This window comes from Pseudoalteromonas sp. NZS71_1, from assembly GCF_015864305.1.
GTDB classification, from domain to species: domain Bacteria; phylum Pseudomonadota; class Gammaproteobacteria; order Enterobacterales; family Alteromonadaceae; genus Pseudoalteromonas; species Pseudoalteromonas arctica.
In genome coordinates this window covers 76,364-94,067 of record NZ_JADYXM010000001.1, presented here as the reverse complement: position 1 = coordinate 94,067, position 17,704 = coordinate 76,364, and the positions used below count along the sequence as shown (strand labels likewise).

The following is a 17,704-nucleotide window of genomic DNA, read 5'->3' as shown; positions in this document are numbered from 1 at the left end:
ATTTAAAATAACGGTTATTATTTTTCTACTATTTCTTCAATTTTATCTTCATCAATCAGTACGGCATTTTCAACAATGCGTTTACCGCCTTGGATTTCAATGCGTTTATTGTGTTTGTTCAATGTAAGTATTTCATCGCAAAACTGATCAGACGGGTGCATTTCGTATGTGTAATCGATAATGTTACCGGTTTTGTCATCTTTAACATTTGTAATGCTGTATTCTGATATTGCACCTTTTTCAATCAAATCTTTCATTGTGGTGGTCATATCACGACGAAGTGCTTTTAATTTATTTTCGGTAATATCATCAGTTGAATAAATAGATCCGTATTTTTCCATAATTGAAAGTAATCTAAAATGGTACGTTTTACCTGGTGCTGCATAACGCCAAAGGTGATACAAACGAAGCATCATCCAACGCGATAATCCACGTTTTAATTCTTGAGCGCTATTAAAGTAATACCCTTTGTATTCAAGGTTATCAATCATGTTATGAACAAATGCATTTAAACAGGCAACACATTTTACATTGCCACCCTGACCTTTTTTGCCACTAAAATGCAGTGACGATAAAAAGTTCATGTTTGACTCGTAAAACGAATCATCTATATCAGAATTTTTAGTATCTGTTGCCGAATATTTAAATGAAAGTTTAGAACCTTGCAATGCTTCAAGTGACTCTTTTATTGCAGGATATGGCATTGACTGCCCTACCGCTTTGAGTTCTTGTGCTAATTCGTTCATAGAAAAAACAACCGCGTATTGAATACCGGATTTAAAATTAATTTTAACTATTTTGCCTTTAGAAGCTAAACGAATAAGTGCTCGCTCTACTTTTTCTTCTCTATCTGATGGCCAAACAAGGTATTCAACATCTTCGCCATCTTTGCGTGTACTTACAACAGCTGGCGTTATTTTTATTTCGCCATCGTACAAAATACCATCTACTTTTTCAGATATTTTACGCGTAATAATTGTTTTTTTAGGCGCTTCTTCAAGTGGCAATTTTTTATAGCCCGAGCGAACAAAGCGTCCCCACAAATCATAGTGATTAAACGTGTTTGAATATGCACGTAATCCATGTGCTGCGTTTTCAATAGAAATTCGCACGTCTTTGTTGTCTGTAAATAGTGCTAAACTTTCGTTATCTATTGCACTTTCCACCCCGTGGATTTGGCCCCTAAGTGTATCGGGCAAGTTATCTACCGAGATGTTGACCTTTCGGCTCATTGTTCTTATTTCCATTTTTATTGCGACAGCTAATAACAACACATTAAGCAACAAAAGTTAAATGTTTAAGTTAGTATAAAAGTGATCTGACTTTAAATAAAACGTTTGGATCACTATTATACTAAGTGATGTACATTACTTACGATTTCAGATCATATTTATACTAACTGGACTATCACAAATCTAATTTTTACTAACTCAGCTGTTATTTTGTCCATTACAATGGCTTAATTTTAAAATTAAGCACGACAAATACACCAAAAAATATATTCCCCTGTGGATAAAGCCTTACCGAGTTAGAATAGATCTGATCTGTACCAAGTACAGATCAGATCTATACTAATTAAAAGCGTATTTTTATGTTGCGACTAGTGCATAACTTTATAATTTACTTAGTAAAAAACTGATCTGCAGGGCTCTTTTTGTTCATAACTTCATGCGTAACCTGTGCATAACTCTATATTTAAAATAGACCTTAGTAAAAAGCTGATCCGCAGGTAGATAAAGATCTGATCTTAACCAAGTATAAACCTGATCTGCTTTTTTAAACATTATTCATATAAATCATAATGTTATGTGCTGTTTTTACACCCTTAGCCTTTATTACCTTATATATTTAACCACCTTTAAACTTCTTTATTTATACTAAGCAATATTAAAGGTGTAAAAATATTTTTAGATGTCTTGTTTTTAAAATGCATGTCGTCTTAAATAGTTGTTTACAGCTATTTGAATGGACATTATACTAACTGCCTAACTTTGAGGAAGAAAGTATGTCTATCAACAATAACGCATTAAGTACCTATCGGCTTTTGAAAGCCACAGCTGAAGTTGCTGAAAAATCATTAGAAGGACGTATTCAGCACTACCGTGCCCATCTTAAATCAGAAGAAAAAGAATTAAGAACGTATACACAAAAAGCAGCTGCTGATTTACTAGGTTGTAATAATCGTACTTTAAAAAGACGTCATGATAATGGCGACTTCGATGATTTAAACATAAAACGCGGTGCTAACGGTCACTATGCTTACACATTAGTAAATATTTTTGCTATGGCCGATATTATGGACATTAAACCAGATCATCGTACTGGTGATGACAAACTGCAAGTTATTGTAATTAATTCTCTCAAAGGCGGCTGCGGTAAAACTACCAGTATGGTTAATATAGCGGCAGCGCTTGCAACTACAAATATTAAACGTTATCGCATTGGTATTATAGATTTAGACCCACAAGGCTCTTCTTCAAGCTTTTTTCCTTCAAGTGAGCACGACCCGATTACTGTTGGTGATTTAATGCGTGATTGCATAGATTTAGACGAGGGTGAAACATGGCCTGAATTTGTGTCTAACTCATTTTTACCAACGCATATCCCAAATATTCGTGTATTACCATCGGGTATGGATGACTTTTACTTTGAGCACGAAACGGCAACATTGCTCAAAGATACCTCAAATTATGAGCAAACTCGCCATTACCACAAGTTACTTGAGAAAGTAATTGATCCCGTTAAAGACGAGTTTGATATTATCTTAATTGATACTGCACCTACCCTTAACTTTATGTTTTATAATGCATTAATGGCATCTACTGCGATGCTTATTCCTGTTCATCCGGAAGCTGTAGATTTTGATGCTAATAACAAATATTTAAAACGACTAGGTGAGATTTACCATACAGTTGCAGCACTTGGCCATGAGGGCTGGGACTTTATGCAATTTTTAGTGACCAACTATGTGAAAGGTAATCACTCACAGCGCGATATCGTTAAAGATGTTCGTAGTGCATTTGGCCGCCAAGTAATGAGCTACCCAATCAATCACAGCTCCGCGATTACCGCTAGTTCATCGTCTTTCAACACTATTTTTGATCAAAAAGCATCAGACAGCTTAGCAAGTCGTGAGTCATTAATGCGCGCTCAAGAAAATATTAAAGACGTGGTCGATGAGCTAGAAATGCTTATTCGTTCAAATTGGCAGTCAACTCAATCAACACTCAATACCCCTAAGTAAGGATGTTAAATAAAAATGGCTAAAAAACGTAAAAATGACACCCGCTTAGATCCATTTGCAACTGCTGTAGGTAGCAGTAGTCTTGATGCATTACTAGAACAAGCGAATGCTGGCGATGTAATTAGAATGCCTGCACCGAGCGACCCTGCTCGTCAAATTACGCTTGTTTGTAAAGTGATCGCACATGCTGATATTGAATCTACCACTGGTGTATATGGCAAAAATCGTCGTGTACAGGCACTTCTAAACGAAAAGTCAGTATCAGACATTCTTCCTGCAATTCGTGAGGATGGCCGAAATCAACATCCTGCCCTACTTTGGGATCAAGGTGACAAAAGTTTAGTTCTGGCAGGTTCACGTCGTCGTATGGCCTGTATTTTAGGTAACGCAGATTATTTAGTACTTAGTTCAAGCGATTTTACTGATCAAGATGCAAAAATTTTAGCGGTATCTTCAGATCAATACATTGCTCCTAGTTTATGGGAGCTTGGCCAAGCTTACCAACAAACTAAAAATGAGCTTATTGAGCAAGGTAAAAAAGGATCTTACAGAGAGATTGCCGCGGTAGAAGGTGTATCGCATACTGCAATTGCAGATGCAATTAAAGCTTATGAGCAAATTCCTGCTGATGTCATTGCACTTTACCCTACTGCTAATCACGTAGGTCGCGAAGTCGCTAAAAAGCTTGTTAGCGCAAAGGAGCGAGACGAAGAGGCGTTTAATCAACTTGTTAGTGCCCTTGCTAGTGATGAAGAGTTAAATGCGATTACAAGCGACGAAAAGCGTGCAATGGCGATCACTAAATGCCTAACTTCAGAGCCACAAGTAGCTGTTAAGCGCGAAGCTGTACTAGAAAATAACTTTATATCGGTACAACGCAATTTAAAAAGCGGTGATGTCTCTATCAAAATTGATAATAAAGTAATGACAGACAAGCGCTTAGAGCAATTAACTAAGTTATTAAGTGCCTTTAATTAGTTAGTTAAATAATGATCTGTCAGGCATATTTACTTAGTTAAATAGTGATCTGGCAGATTGTTTTGTTAGTAAAAATCTGATCTTTACTAGCCTATTTCCTCTTTAAATAATCATATTCCTTCTTCAAGATCACTTTTTTACTAACTAATCTCCTCTTTTTAGCTACATTCCTTCATTTATTATTATTGTTAGTAAAATCGTGATCTGTAATGCCTGCTTTTATGTTTCTAACTATATGTAACTTCTACCATTGCAGTTGTTTTAAATATTATTTTGTAAAATTGGATGCTTATTTTTACTTACAAACCGATTTTTTACTAAGTTATCAGCTCCAACCAGTTTATATCTTGTTAATAGTGCTTTAGCTCAGAGCACATAAGGCATATACTGGCAGGATTATTTTTAAAATTTAATGCTTAGAGTGACATGTCTGCTAACTTATCAAAAAATGATTTAATGGCTATTTTTGAAGAAATTAAAAATGAGCAGGCTACCCAGTTTCCTCTGTCTGAACGCTTTATTAAAAAACTTTTCCGTGAAAATGTTTTAGATAAAGGAAAAGAATATTATAAGAAAGGTCAAATTACTTGGCTAGAACACACCCCTAATTTTTCTGTAGTCGACTCTACTGTACAAGTGGATAATGGATCATCGTTTAATCAACGTATTGAGATCAGTAAAGTACCAACTGGTTATTCTGTTGATACGCATTGTACGTGTAATGCAAAAACTAAATGCCGACACTTAGCTGCTATTTTATTTAAGCTCAAAATAGAGCACTCTGGTGAATATGGTGAAGATTACTTTATTAATGACTGGTTTAGCGAATTAAGCGCACTTAAAAGTGGTGATCAAAACACGCCATCGCAAGTATTATTATTTGTATTAGATATTGAAAATAACAAAGTATTCTTAACACCTAAAATAGCGAATGTTGAGACTAAAAAGAATTACACGCTAGGTCGAAACCTGACCGAGCAGCAGTTAAATAGTTTTGTAACGCCGAGTGACTTACTCGAAAGTGATTTTAGATTATTTAGTTGGATACGCTCACAAAATGCAGTGGGAAGTATTGAGCTAAAAGGCCAGTGGGGTTTTAGTGCCTTACAACAGTTGATAGCTACAGAACGCCTGTTTTTCCAGCGTTCTCGAGTGCCAATTAAAGCGCAATCTGGCCAAGCATTAAGTTTTAGTTGGGAGCAAGATAAAGATCTCTCACAATTAGTTATTAAGCTTGAGCAAACACAAAACTGGGCTTTATTAAAAACAACACCACCTACTTACCTCGATTTAGATCATTTAAAAGCGGGCCGTCTTCGCACCCCATTGAGTGCAGACGAAATAGCACATTTACAAACTATGCCTGCTTTGCATGACGCTAACTTTGATAGAATATACAAGCAGCTTGCCGATAACTTTGGTGCAGGTGTAATACCCCACCCTACTAATTTACAGCCAACATTGCCTAAAATCTCTAGTAATGCTGTTTTAAAAGTAACTATGGGCGATCAAGGTTTATCTCTTTCGTTGTTATTTAAGTATAAAAATAAAAACTATTTAGCAGGTGCTGCACCTGCAAGTACGATTAATAGTGCATTTGAAAATACTGTAACTAACGAACTAATTAACTTAGGATTTGAATTTTGTAAAGGGGGTTTACAAAGTGAACTAGTATTTACAAAGCAGTCTTCAATCCATTTGCATTGGCTAATATACGAAGTATTCCCTGGCTTTAAGCAACGTGGTTGGCAAGTAAGTGTAAGTAAAGTAACGAGTCCTAATCCGCAGTGTGAAGTTAGTTTACATGTACACCGCGCAGCAGGGCATCAAATGCACTGCAAAGTATTGCTATGTGATGCTAAAGCATCGCTGTTGTTTACTAATACTGACCCGCTATATCAGTCATTAAATCGCCAAAGTGAACTATTTTACTACTATCCGCTTGGTCGTGAATTTGGGGTTATCAATAAGTCAGCAATTAACTTATTAAATGAATTTAAAGAGCGTTTTGAATTTGTAAAAACACGAGACGAATTTAATATTCCGCTTTCGTATTTACCTGAATTAGTAAAGCACACTGCTATAAACGTAGAGCTTCACGACGACTCATTAGAGCTATACTTACAAGAGCTAAATAGTCCCGATAAAGCAATTACTAAGGTTTCATTACATGGCTTAAATGACTCAGTAACACTTCGTGAGTACCAACAGCAAGGTGTTGACTGGCTTAGCTTTTTAAAACGTCACCAATTAGGTGGTATTTTAGCTGATGACATGGGCCTGGGTAAAACCTTGCAAGTTATTGCATTTTTAGCCAGTACATTTAACCGCCCGCAAGCAGGCCCTACACTTATAGTGTGTCCAACTAGTTTGGTGAGTAACTGGAAAAACGAAATTATTAAGTTTGCTAAAAGCTTAAAAGTCACCACTATTTTTGGTTCAAATCGTAACGATCCTTTACAGCACTTAGCGCAAGCGCAGTGTATACTTACTACATATCCACTTTTAAAGCGTGATATTGCATATTATTCGCCATTATATTTTGAAAATATAATCCTCGACGAAGCACAATACATTAAAAACGATACCGCACAGGTTTCGCGATTAGTTAAACGCTTAAATGCCGACTTTAAACTTTGTTTAAGTGGTACTCCAATCGAGAATAATTTACTTGAGCTTAAATCGTTACTCGATTTTGCTATGCCATCGTTACTTGGGTCTCAAGCCCACTTTAAGCAGCACTTTCAAACGCCTATTGAGCGTGAAGCTGATATGGAGAGAGCTGAGCAGTTAAAAGCGTTAATTATGCCTTTTATAATGCGCCGCACTAAAGCACAAGTAGCGCAAGAGCTGCCTGAAAAAACAGAGCTAACTAAAGAGTTTGAGTTTGAGCCTAAGCAAAAAGAAATGTATCAAGGTATTACACGTTCATTAGAAGAGAAGCTAATAGACTTATTTGCCGAACAAGGCGCACAAAAAAGTAAACTTGCATTTTTAGAGGCACTTTTAAAGTTAAGGCAAATTTGTTGCCACCCTAAATTAATAGATCCAGACACTCAAGCAGGCTCCGCTAAGCTTGAATGGTTAACAACACACTTACCGCTTATGTTAAGTCTCGGTCGTAAAATTATTATATTTAGTCAGTTCACATCGGCACTTGATTTAATAGCCCAACGCCTTGAAGAAATAAACATTAACTTTAGTATGCTTACGGGCCAAACGCGTCACCGAGATAAAGTAATCGACGAGTTTACCAGTGGTAAAACATCTGTGTTTTTAATTAGCTTAAAAGCCGGCGGTACAGGCCTTAACCTTACACAAGCCGATACAGTTATTCACTTTGATCCATGGTGGAACCCTGCTGTAGAAAAGCAAGCGACTGATAGAGCTTACCGTATTGGCCAAACTAACCCTGTATTTGTGTATAAGCTCATAATGAGTAATTCAATAGAGCAAAAAGTATTTAAAATGCAACAAGATAAACAAGCCCTTGTAGATGCGTTATTTACTGATAAATCAATGAGCTTTACAAAGTTTGATGAACAACAAATGTTATCGCTAATTAAAAACTAAATTGATTTAAAAAGTTTTGATCTTTTTATGAACTTAATTAAAAAGCGGACGTCTACTATTACGCTTGTTGGTTAATTGCAGTTAGCACAAGCATCATGTTGATTCCCCATTTAGTTACTAATTTTAGTAATGATTAAGCCAGCCCATTTTGAGTTGGCTTTTTTTATGCCTAAAATTTAGCGTTCGGCACTTATTTTAAAAGTTTTTACTTTTTTTTGAACTTAATTAAAAAACGGACGTCTACTATTATGCTTGTTGATTAATTGCAGTTAATACAAGTTTTCATGTTGATTCCCCCCATTTAGTTACTAATTTTAGTAATGATTGAGCCAGCCCATTTTGAGTTGGCTTTTTTTATGTCCAAAATTTAGTATGCAGTACTTATTTTAAAAGTTTTTATTTTTTTATGAACTTAATTAAAAAAGTGGCGTCTACTATTATGCTTGTTGATTAATTGCAGTTAATACAAGTTTTCATGTTGATTCCCCCCATTTAGTTACTAATTTTAGTAATGATTGAGCCAGCCCATTTTGAGTTGGCTTTTTTTATGTCCAAAATTTAGTATGCAGTACTTATTTTAAAAGTTTTTATTTTTTTATGAACTTAATTAAAAAAGTGGCGTCTATTATTATGCTTGTTGATTAATTGCAGTTAATACAAGTTTTCATGTTGATTCCCCCCATTTAGTTACTAATTTTAGTAATGATTGAGCCAGCCCATTTTGAGTTGGCTTTTTTTATGTCCAAAATTTAGTATGCAGTACTTATTTTAAAAGTTTTTATTTTTTTATGAACTTAATTAAAAAAGTGGCGTCTATTATTATGCTTGTTGATTAATTGCAGTTAATACAAGTTTTCATGTTGATTCCCCCCATTTAGTTACTAATTTTAGTAATGATTGAGCCAGCCCATTTTGAGTTGGCTTTTTTTATGTCCAAAATTTAGCATTCAATTTTTATTTTAAAAGTTTTGATCTTTTTATGAACTTAATTCAAAGAGCGGCGTCTACTATTATGCTTGTTGATTAATTGCAGTTAATACAGGTTTTATGTTGATTTCCCCCTATTTGATTACTAATTTTAGTAATGATTAAGCCAGTTCATTTTGAACTGGCTTTTTTTATGCCTATAATTTGATTTGTTTAAATCAACCCGAATAAAAATAAATGATCTTTCGTAAATTAATTTGAATTAATTATTTTGTTTTCCGGTCTACTCTAATGCCTGTTGTTATATAGCCTCACCCAGTAATATTAGTTATTTTGGTGATTATGTATTTAAGTTGCAGCTTACTCGGGCACATGTTGATTTTCCCTTTGATTACTTAATTTAGTAATACTTGACCAGCTTATTTTGAGCTGGTTTTTTTATGTCTGTAATTTCTTTGCTCCCCTACTTCTATTGCTTGTTATTGGTTATGATGGCATGTCTCTAAATTTTATAAGTTTATTTTATGCTCACTCAAGTACTCACTAATATTGATTGGCTAAGCGCCGGTGCTGGTGTTGCGTTAGGCGTTGTATTTTACGGCGTTGTATCAACACAGCTTCGCAAAAAGCTACATCTACAAATAAGCGAACAGCAGCAACAGCTTTCCCTATTACAAAATCAATTTGATAATAAAGAGCTGCAATATAGTGCCTTGCAAGAAGATCACGAACTGCTAGAACATACTCACCAAGAACAGCGCGATGAAGCCCAGCATTTTAAAACGCGTTTTAGCGAACAAGAAAAACAAAGCATTCAATACAATCACTTTTGGCGTAAAGCCGAAGGCGAGCTTGCAGCGCTTCGTGAGCAATATAATCAACGCGATGTTGAATATAATAATATGCGCACCACCCTCGAGCAAAAACAACAAAGCTTTACCGAGCAACTCGCGCAAATTGAGCAAAGTAAAAATATGCTCAAAAAAGAATTTGAAAACCTAGCCAATAAGATTCTAGAAGAAAAATCACAAAGCTTTAAAACCTTAAATCAAGAAAGCATTGAACAATTATTAAAACCGGTTCAAGGCGAGCTAAAAGGCTTTAGAGAAAAAATGGAATCAATACATGTTGAAGACATAAAACAACGAACCGCGCTTAAAACCGAGCTATTGCATTTGCAAGCTAAAAGCCAAGCTATAACAGATCAAGCCGACAAGCTCAGCAACGCGTTACAAGGGCAAAAGAAAACCCAAGGTAATTGGGGCGAACTCATGCTCGAAAACGTCTTAGATAGCGCTGGCTTACGTGCTGGCGTTGATTATAAGCGCGAAGTGTCGTTTAACACTGAAGATGGCCGCTTACGCCCTGATGTAGTTGTTTACTTACCACAAGGCCGCCACTTAGTCATTGATGCTAAAACATCATTAAATGCTTATACACGCTATGTGAACGCTGAAAATGAGCTAGATGCTAATCAAGCAATTAAAGAGCATGTAAACGCCGTTACAGCACGTATTAATGAGCTTGCGAGTAAATCGTACGACCGTTTACCAGGGCTTAATTCGCCTGAAGTTGTGGTTATGTTTGTACCAATAGAATCAGCTTTTGTAGAAGCACTTAAATATCAAAGTGATATTTACCAACAAGCAATCGAAAAAAATATACTGGTAGCTACACCTACTACCCTGCTTACTAGTTTAAATATTGTTAAACAGCTTTGGCGTTTTGAAGAGCAAACCAAATACTCAAAAGAGCTGGCAAATCGGGCTGAGCGTTTTTATAACAAGCTCAATGGTTTTTTATTAAGTATGGAAGGCGTAGGTAAGCAGCTTGATAAAGCGAAAGAAAGTTACGACAAAGCGTTCTCGCAATTATACCGCGGTAAAGGTAATTTAATTAAACAAGCATCAGAGTTTAAAGAGCTTGGTGTATCGGTACAAAAAGAGTTACCTAGTGAGAGCGTTGAACGTGCGCAGCTAGAGCTTGATTAGATTTATTAAGTGTTTTCAATTAAGTATGTTAAATAATGTACGTTAGAAACCAGAGGTGTTTATGAATAATAAGATTATAGGTATTGTTTTAATCGTTATAGGTATCGCTTTAATTATGTGGGGATATGACGTTTATGATGCGGCGGCTTCGCAGTTAAGCCGCGCATTTAGTGGTGATACACCAATAGAAGCATGGGCGGGTATTATTGGCGGTGCCATCTGTGTGTTAATTGGCATTAAAAAGCTTAAGTAACATAAATAAAATACAGCTTACTGGGGCTTGTTGACCTCTCAGGATAAAATTTGTTCAATCTAGGGGCTATTTAATCGCGGCGCGAGGTTTGTAATTTAGTGGGCTCGATAACTGCTCCTGCGTTATTCTAATGGCTTACATCCATGTAATAATAAGTAAAAACCGAGCTACAAAGAGTAAATTGCCCCTAGGCAGAACCCTTAGGGCAGCACATGTTTGGCATTTATACTACGTTATCGTCTGTTTATGGGGAATAACCACACTACATAGACTCTGCCTTGCCTAAATACCAAACAGTCTGCTGCAAATTTAACCTCAAAAGATAAACAGGCCCTGAATAAGCTGTATTAGTTTATTTGTAATCCATCACTTCTAGTAATTCATTTAATTTACTTTCTGGCAGGCATTCGCCTTTATCCCAATAAGAGTTTAGTAACGCAGTTAAACTGCCAATACGCTGTGACTTTTTCTGCATTTGCTCAATCAAAATGTCAGCTTCTTTTTGTTTTTTTTCTAAACGTTCGATTATTACTGTGTGGTTTAGCTCGCCGTTTTCGTTACGTAATAAAGGTATTTCGTTGAGTGAAAACCCCAAGCTTTGTGAAAATTTAATTAATTGCAGTTTTTCTAAGTTTTGTTGGGTGTAAAGCCTATAACCATTAGCACTGCGAGTGGTTGGTGCTAATAACCCTTTGCTTTCGTAAAAACGAATAGTGCTGGCAGGTATGTTGGTAAGTTTTGCAAGTTCGCCTATTTTCATAACTAATAATAACTCCACTTTACATAAACTTAGTAGGTTGACCTTCAAGCTAACTTTAAGGTTATAGTTGTTTTAATGTCAATTTAATTAGCCAATAATTATGCGCAACCCTGTGTTTACCTCCTTTACCTTGCCAAGTGGTTTAGTATTAAAAAATCGTATTGCCAAAGCCGCTATGGAAGAAAACCTAGCACAAGAGGACCAAACGCCCTCCCAAGCACTTAAAAATGTTTATAGCGCATGGGCTAAAGGCGGTACAGGGCTAATTATTACTGGCAATGTAATGGTTGATCATTTAGCGATGACAGGCCCAGGTGGCCTAGTGCTTGAGCAAAATACCGATATTACTGCCTTTGCAGAGCTTGCTCGTTTATCAAAGCAAAATAATTGCAAAGTGGTGATGCAAATTAATCACCCTGGTAGGCAAGTATTTAAAAAAATGGGTGGAAAGGCTATATCAGCGTCAAGTGTTGCACTTAATATGGGTAAGCACTCGCACTTATTTGGCGTACCAAAGGCAATGACGCAAACCGACATTGACGATGTTATTACCCGCTTTACGCAAACTGCACTACAAGCTGAAAAAGCAGGTTTTAATGGCGTACAAATACATGCAGCGCATGGCTATTTACTTGCCCAGTTTTTATCGCCACTTACCAATAAGCGCGACGATAAATGGGGGGGAAGTTTACAAAATAGAGCCCGTTTACTTCTCGAAATAACCCGCAGTATTAAAGCAGCTTGCTCCCCCACCCTTTCGGTTTCGGTAAAGTTAAACTCTGCAGATTTTCAACGTGGTGGGTTCGAACCCAGTGACGCGCAAGTTGTAGTGGATTTATTGAATGAACTCAATGTTGATTTTGTGGAGTTATCGGGTGGTAGCTACGAAGCCCCTGCCATGCAAGGTAAAACAGGTGACGAACGCACACTTGCCCGCGAAGCATACTTTTTAGAGTTTGCTAAAGCGATTAGCCACCGCTCATCAATCCCAATAATGACCACCGGCGGCATTAGTCGCTTATCTATTGCCAACAACGTGATTGAAAGTGGAGTGGCCCTCGTGGGTATTGCCACTGCGCTTGCATACCAACCAAATTTACCAAACAAATGGCAAAATGAGCCACTGCAACTAGCCGTATTACCCAGTGTTACTTGGCAAGATAAAACCCTCGCAGGGCTTGCCACTATGGCACTGGTAAAAAGGCAAATACGCCGTTTAGGCCAAGGTAAACCTGTAAAAACAAACGCTTCACCAATATTTACTTTAATTAGCGACCAGCTACGTTCGGTTAAATTAACTAAGCGTTACCGCAATCGCTTTGCTAGTGAGATTAATTAAGCTTTGGTATTCACTCTTTTTATGTATTCCGGATTTGTTTACTAATTTTTACACTTGAATAAATGTAACCATTTTTATGTTGTGTAAATGAGTATTAAAGCGTGCACCAATTTGGAAGTTTGCTTTTTTATCAAGCTATTAAAGTGCACTATTTTGTGCATATTAAAGTACTGTACGAGTAAAGAAAATAATCATTCTAAAATGTTAATTAAAGTGCGCGTTCAGCGTTTGTTAATTTAACCATCTTATTGAAATTATTGATATTTATTGTTTTTCTCCCGCTTGAGTTTGGTTGGTATTTATACTAGTTTATAGCGTAGATATTTAACCTTACTCAAGGAGAATAGTTACATGGTATCTCGCAGAAATTTTATTAAAGCAGGCGCTGCTTTAAGTTTAGGCTCTATTTTTAGTGCTTCAGCTTTGGCTGAACAATTAAAAGTAAAAATGTCTAACGGCAGTGTTATGCAAACTAAAGGAGCAATAGATAAAAGCGCTGCTCTGCCCACAAACGATGTTACTAACGCTAAGCATTACCGGCCTGAATCAAGAATGGGCTTAGGCGGTCTTGCCGCTGGGAATGGCTTTAATACTATATCAAGCGATGCAGAAATTTTAACAATGCTAAATGCAGCATGGGATTCTGGTATTCGTCATTTTGATACGTCACCTTTTTACGGCTTAAGCTTAAGTGAAAGGCGCTTCGGTGATTTACTTCGAAACAAAAAGCGTGAAGATTATGTTTTATCCTCAAAAGTAGGTCGCCTTCTTACCCCTTCAGCAGAGCCTCTAGAAAATAGTTGGCATTGGGCTGATCACTCACCTTTTCATTATAAATATGATTACTCTGCATCAGGTACGCGTCGTTCAATAGAAGACACGTTACATCGTATTGGTGTCGCCTCACTTGATATTGTTTATATTCACGATTTATCACCGCAAAATAGTGATATGGGAGATGATTGGCTTAAGTATTTTGATCAGGCTGCAAAAGGGGCTATTCCTGAGTTAACTAAAATGCGTGATGAAGGAATAATTAAAGGCTGGGGTTTTGGAGTAAATACACCTCATGCTATTTATAAAGCGCTTGATATGTCAGACCCTGATATTTGCTTACTAGCGCTGCAATATTCAATTTTAGATCATAAGCAGGCACTTGATAAAACCTTTCCTATGCTTGATAAACGAGGTGTTTCAGCAGTCATTGGTGCTCCGCTCAATGGTGGTTTTTTAGCCGGGCGTAATCGCTTTAATTATTCACCTAAAATTCCTGGGCCTATGCAGCAAAAGTTTAATGCAATAAGCGACATTGCATCTAAACATGGGATTGATATTAAAACAGCTGCACTGCAATTCGCAGAGGCGCCTTCAACGGTATCCTCAATTATTCCTGGCGCACGCACGGCAGATCAAATTAAAGCTAATGTAGCCTCAATGAAAGTTACCATACCAAGCGAATTTTGGAGTGAATTGAAATCTAAACAGCTTATTGCAGAAAACGCCCCCATACCTGCATAACAAAATAGGTGTGCCATTTGCTCGGCACACCTCGTTATAGCGAATGAGGTTGATTTTCAAGCAACGCTTAGTAGTAAGTACATTGATTGTTGGGCATTTGTATAAGCGCAGCTTGCTGGCGTTTAAAAACGAAGTTTTTAAACTTAGCTTTTAAAATTAGTTATTAGGTGTTAGAAGCTTGGTTTCTCGCGTGAGCAAGCTCTACATGCTGTGTCTCGATAAATTATAGACACAAGGCGCAGAGCTAATAGGTAGGAAAAATCTACCGATTACACTACCTCAAGCAGTAAAATATTTTATATAACAGCTCGTAACCTTATAAACCAAATGAACATCTCAGTGAGTATGTTAAAAGAGGATTGTTTAGTTGTGGTTGGCCAAAAGCATTATTACGTGCCTATTACATATTATGCGTATCGGTATCATGCTGCGCTTCACCCTGGCGGCGAGAGCGTCTGGAATAAATTAAAAGAGCTAAATGTATAAAGCAAAAAGTTACTGTAAACCCCCATTACAGTTAGCCGGTAAATTGTACAAATAGTAAATTAGCACTACTTAGTCAATTGAGCAGTGCTAATTGGTTTAATTAAAAACCACATTTACCGTTATTTATTGCCATTGCGCTTTTGCCAAAACGATCTCAACACCCCACAACTTTGCTTTTATAAACTTAAAAATATCAAGCACATTGCGATTTATTAACCCATTTTTTGTAAGGTTGGTACTTATCGTACAACACATTAAAAATATACGTGTATATAAGTATAAACACTAAAAAGCCAGCTTCTAATGCTGTAGCGGCTAGCCATGTAATATTTAAATACCAAGCAAGTATTGGCAGCGTTATAACCACCATACCCAGCTCAAAGCCACATGCATGCGTAATGCGGGTTACCAAACCTCGCTCTATTCGGTTATGCCCAACTATTTTATCAAACACTATGTTGTAAATGTAATTCCAAAGCATGGCGAAGATTGATAAACCAACACCTACTATTGCCATTTTTCCTGTTGCAAACCCACCAAAATAAGATGATGCAGGTACAACAAAAGATAATGCTATCATCTCAAATATTAGCGCCTGAAAAATACGTTCTGCTGTGTTCATATATAAATAACTTCTTAAGTTGATGACGATGGCTGTATTTTCATTCATTATAAAGATATGTGTTAGTTACTTAGTATCGGGAAAAGCGATATGTTTAGTATTGAACAGCTTCAAGCATTTGTGGCTACCGTTGAAGCTGGATCGTTTTCGGCCGCAGCGCGCGGTTTAAGTAAAGCGCAGTCGGTAATAAGCCAGCATATTATTAATTTAGAAATAGACTGTAATGCGACATTATTTGAGCGCACAGGGCGCTATCCGCAATTAACCGAAGCCGGTAAACAGTTACTACCCCAGGCTAAGGCCGTGCTTAATCAACACCAGCGATTAACAAACTCTGCATTAGCACTAAACGAAAAAACACCAACCGAAATCACTATCGCACTTGACGAAGGGATCCCGTTTAAAACTATCGCGAGTATTATTAGCAAGCTGCAAAGTAAGTATCCTTACGTATCGCTTGAGTTTTTAAGTGCATCCAGCCATGACATAATTGACATGCTAAACAGCGAAAAGCCTATAACGGGTATTATTTTTAGTGAATTAAATATACCGAGTTACTTAGACTATGAATGTATTGGATCAGTAAAATTTGATTTATATGTTGCTAAATCGCACCCTTTAGCGGGGATCAGATGTGAAAATATGGATGGCCTTCGGCTACATCGACAACTTCTTCTTCGTTCGCGCAATACACAAACAAGCAGCTTTCAGCTAAAAATTAGCCCAGAGATTTGGTATGCCGATAATTACTTTGTATTACTCGAGCTAGCAATACAAGGTAACGGGTGGTGCTTATTACCAAACCATGTAGCTGTAGATGCAGTACAAAGTGGTGAGCTGGTTAAACTTCCTCTTGAGTTTGAAGAAATGGGTTGGTTGGCTAATGTTGATGTATTACAGCATCAGCAACACAGTAATCAAGAGGTGTTTAAAGTACTAAGAAATTTACTACGGAATTTTTTAAAAATTTAGCTTTTATATAATGCCTGTTAGGCGGTTTACTTTTTATTACGCTAAATCCCAGTAAGGTGTATCGCCATAAAAGTCACTTGTAAAATCAACAAATGCACGTACTTTACTAGGTAAAAACTGTCTGTTAGCGTACACCATATACAGTCCCATTGGGTCGGGTTCGTAGTCATTTAAAATGCGCACTACTTTGCCTTGAGCCAGCGCTTCGCCAGCAATAAATGTGGGCTGCATAGCAATACCACCTCCAGCAATGGCTGTATTTAGTAGTAAGTCACCATTGTTAGCCACAAAGTTACTTTCAAGCTTTAGCTCGCTTTTTAACTCATTAACTCCAAATAATCGTTTTGTGGGTTCGCTGTGGGAATAGCGTAAATAATTATGTGACTGTAAATCTAAAAGCGTTTGTGGCGTGCCATGGCGTTCTAAATAGTCGGGTGATGCAAACACCGCTAGGTGTATAGGTGCAATTTTTTTAGCTATCAACGTTGAGTTTTTTAATACACCAATGCGCAGAGCAATATCAATACCCTGCTCTACTATATCTACATATTGGTCTGTGAGCCGTAAATCTAACTTTAAATTTGGATACTGCTTTTGAAAATCAACCAACAAACCTGCTAAATGCTTAGTACCAAACGACATAGGCGCACTAATACTAAGCACACCCGATACATTTTCGCTTAAGTTATTGAGGGAGTTTTCCATGTCTTCAATATCAATAACCACCTGCTGACAACGCTGATAATACTGATTTCCAGCCTCTGTAACACTTACTTTTCGCGTTGTACGGTGTAATAAACGCGTGCGTAGATTATCTTCCAATGCAGAAATATATTTGCTGACTAACTGCGGCGAAATATCGAGTTTATCGGCCGCTTTTGAAAACGATCCTTCTTGCACAACGGCTAAAAAGGTCTTCATGGTGGTGAGCTTATCCATTTTTTAACAATGCTTTGTTGATAATGTATAAATAAGTATCATATTTATCGTCAAAATAGAAACTTATATAGTGTTTATAACGCATCTACTTGTTTAAGGTTT

At 36.9% G+C, this 17,704-nt stretch carries 13 protein-coding genes; 9 read left to right on the top strand and 4 right to left on the bottom strand.

Annotated features, from left to right (window positions below; all coding sequences use genetic code 11):
* Positions 1–17: 17 nt before the first annotated feature.
* Entirely contained in the window at positions 18–1,232 is a 1,215-nt protein-coding gene (locus I6F43_RS00390; protein ID WP_024591590.1) for a hypothetical protein, read from the bottom strand.
* A 773-nt stretch (positions 1,233–2,005) separates the two neighbouring features.
* On the opposite strand from I6F43_RS00390, the gene I6F43_RS00385 reads away from it, so the two are divergent.
* The 5 genes from I6F43_RS00385 (at position 2,006) to I6F43_RS00365 (ending at position 10,966) form a co-directional block, all read left to right on the top strand.
* Positions 2,006–3,244 carry an AAA family ATPase gene (locus I6F43_RS00385; RefSeq protein ID WP_007583176.1) on the top strand — a complete coding sequence of 413 codons (1,239 nt, stop codon included), beginning with the start codon at positions 2,006–2,008 and terminating at the stop codon, positions 3,242–3,244.
* A 15-nt stretch (positions 3,245–3,259) separates the two neighbouring features.
* A complete protein-coding gene (locus I6F43_RS00380) occupies positions 3,260–4,222 on the top strand; it encodes a transcriptional regulator (protein WP_197100422.1) in 963 nt (320 codons plus the stop codon).
* 426 nt (positions 4,223–4,648) lie between these two features.
* Positions 4,649–7,795: a DEAD/DEAH box helicase gene (locus I6F43_RS00375; protein ID WP_010552907.1), complete on the top strand. Its 3,147-nt coding sequence runs from the start codon at positions 4,649–4,651 to the stop codon at positions 7,793–7,795.
* A 1,451-nt stretch (positions 7,796–9,246) separates the two neighbouring features.
* Positions 9,247–10,713 (top strand): DNA recombination protein RmuC, encoded by a 1,467-nt coding sequence (rmuC, locus tag I6F43_RS00370; RefSeq protein ID WP_007583680.1) that lies wholly within the window; start codon positions 9,247–9,249, stop codon positions 10,711–10,713.
* Between the two features lie 61 nt (positions 10,714–10,774).
* Positions 10,775–10,966 carry a DUF3185 family protein gene (locus tag I6F43_RS00365; protein WP_007583678.1) on the top strand — a complete coding sequence of 64 codons (192 nt, stop codon included), beginning with the start codon at positions 10,775–10,777 and terminating at the stop codon, positions 10,964–10,966.
* 352 nt (positions 10,967–11,318) lie between these two features.
* Here I6F43_RS00365 and I6F43_RS00360 read toward each other — a convergent pair whose 3' ends face one another.
* Positions 11,319–11,726 carry a MerR family transcriptional regulator gene (locus I6F43_RS00360; protein ID WP_007583676.1) on the bottom strand — a complete coding sequence of 136 codons (408 nt, stop codon included), beginning with the start codon at positions 11,724–11,726 and terminating at the stop codon, positions 11,319–11,321.
* Between the two features lie 100 nt (positions 11,727–11,826).
* On the opposite strand from I6F43_RS00360, the gene I6F43_RS00355 reads away from it, so the two are divergent.
* The 3 genes from I6F43_RS00355 to I6F43_RS00345 all read left to right on the top strand — a co-directional run bounded on the left by I6F43_RS00355 (position 11,827) and on the right by I6F43_RS00345 (position 15,069).
* Entirely contained in the window at positions 11,827–13,065 is a 1,239-nt protein-coding gene (locus tag I6F43_RS00355; RefSeq protein ID WP_197100420.1) for an NADH:flavin oxidoreductase/NADH oxidase family protein, read from the top strand.
* A gap of 351 nt (positions 13,066–13,416) precedes the next feature.
* Positions 13,417–14,583 (top strand): aldo/keto reductase, encoded by a 1,167-nt coding sequence (locus tag I6F43_RS00350; RefSeq protein WP_010552904.1) that lies wholly within the window; start codon positions 13,417–13,419, stop codon positions 14,581–14,583.
* Positions 14,584–14,922: 339 nt separating this feature from the next.
* A complete protein-coding gene (locus I6F43_RS00345) occupies positions 14,923–15,069 on the top strand; it encodes a hypothetical protein (protein ID WP_197100418.1) in 147 nt (48 codons plus the stop codon).
* A 193-nt stretch (positions 15,070–15,262) separates the two neighbouring features.
* Here the strand turns inward: I6F43_RS00345 and I6F43_RS00340 are convergent, their stop codons facing one another.
* Complete coding sequence (locus I6F43_RS00340; protein WP_197100415.1) at positions 15,263–15,691, bottom strand: PACE efflux transporter; 429 nt, start codon at positions 15,689–15,691, stop codon at positions 15,263–15,265.
* A gap of 90 nt (positions 15,692–15,781) precedes the next feature.
* Here I6F43_RS00340 and I6F43_RS00335 point away from each other — a divergent pair, with 90 nt between their 5' ends.
* Entirely contained in the window at positions 15,782–16,663 is an 882-nt protein-coding gene (locus tag I6F43_RS00335) for a LysR family transcriptional regulator (protein ID WP_007583664.1), read from the top strand.
* Between the two features lie 36 nt (positions 16,664–16,699).
* Here the strand turns inward: I6F43_RS00335 and I6F43_RS00330 are convergent, their stop codons facing one another.
* Positions 16,700–17,602, bottom strand: a complete 903-nt coding sequence (locus tag I6F43_RS00330; RefSeq protein ID WP_197100413.1) for a LysR family transcriptional regulator — start codon at positions 17,600–17,602, stop codon at positions 16,700–16,702.
* Positions 17,603–17,704 lie beyond the last annotated feature (102 nt).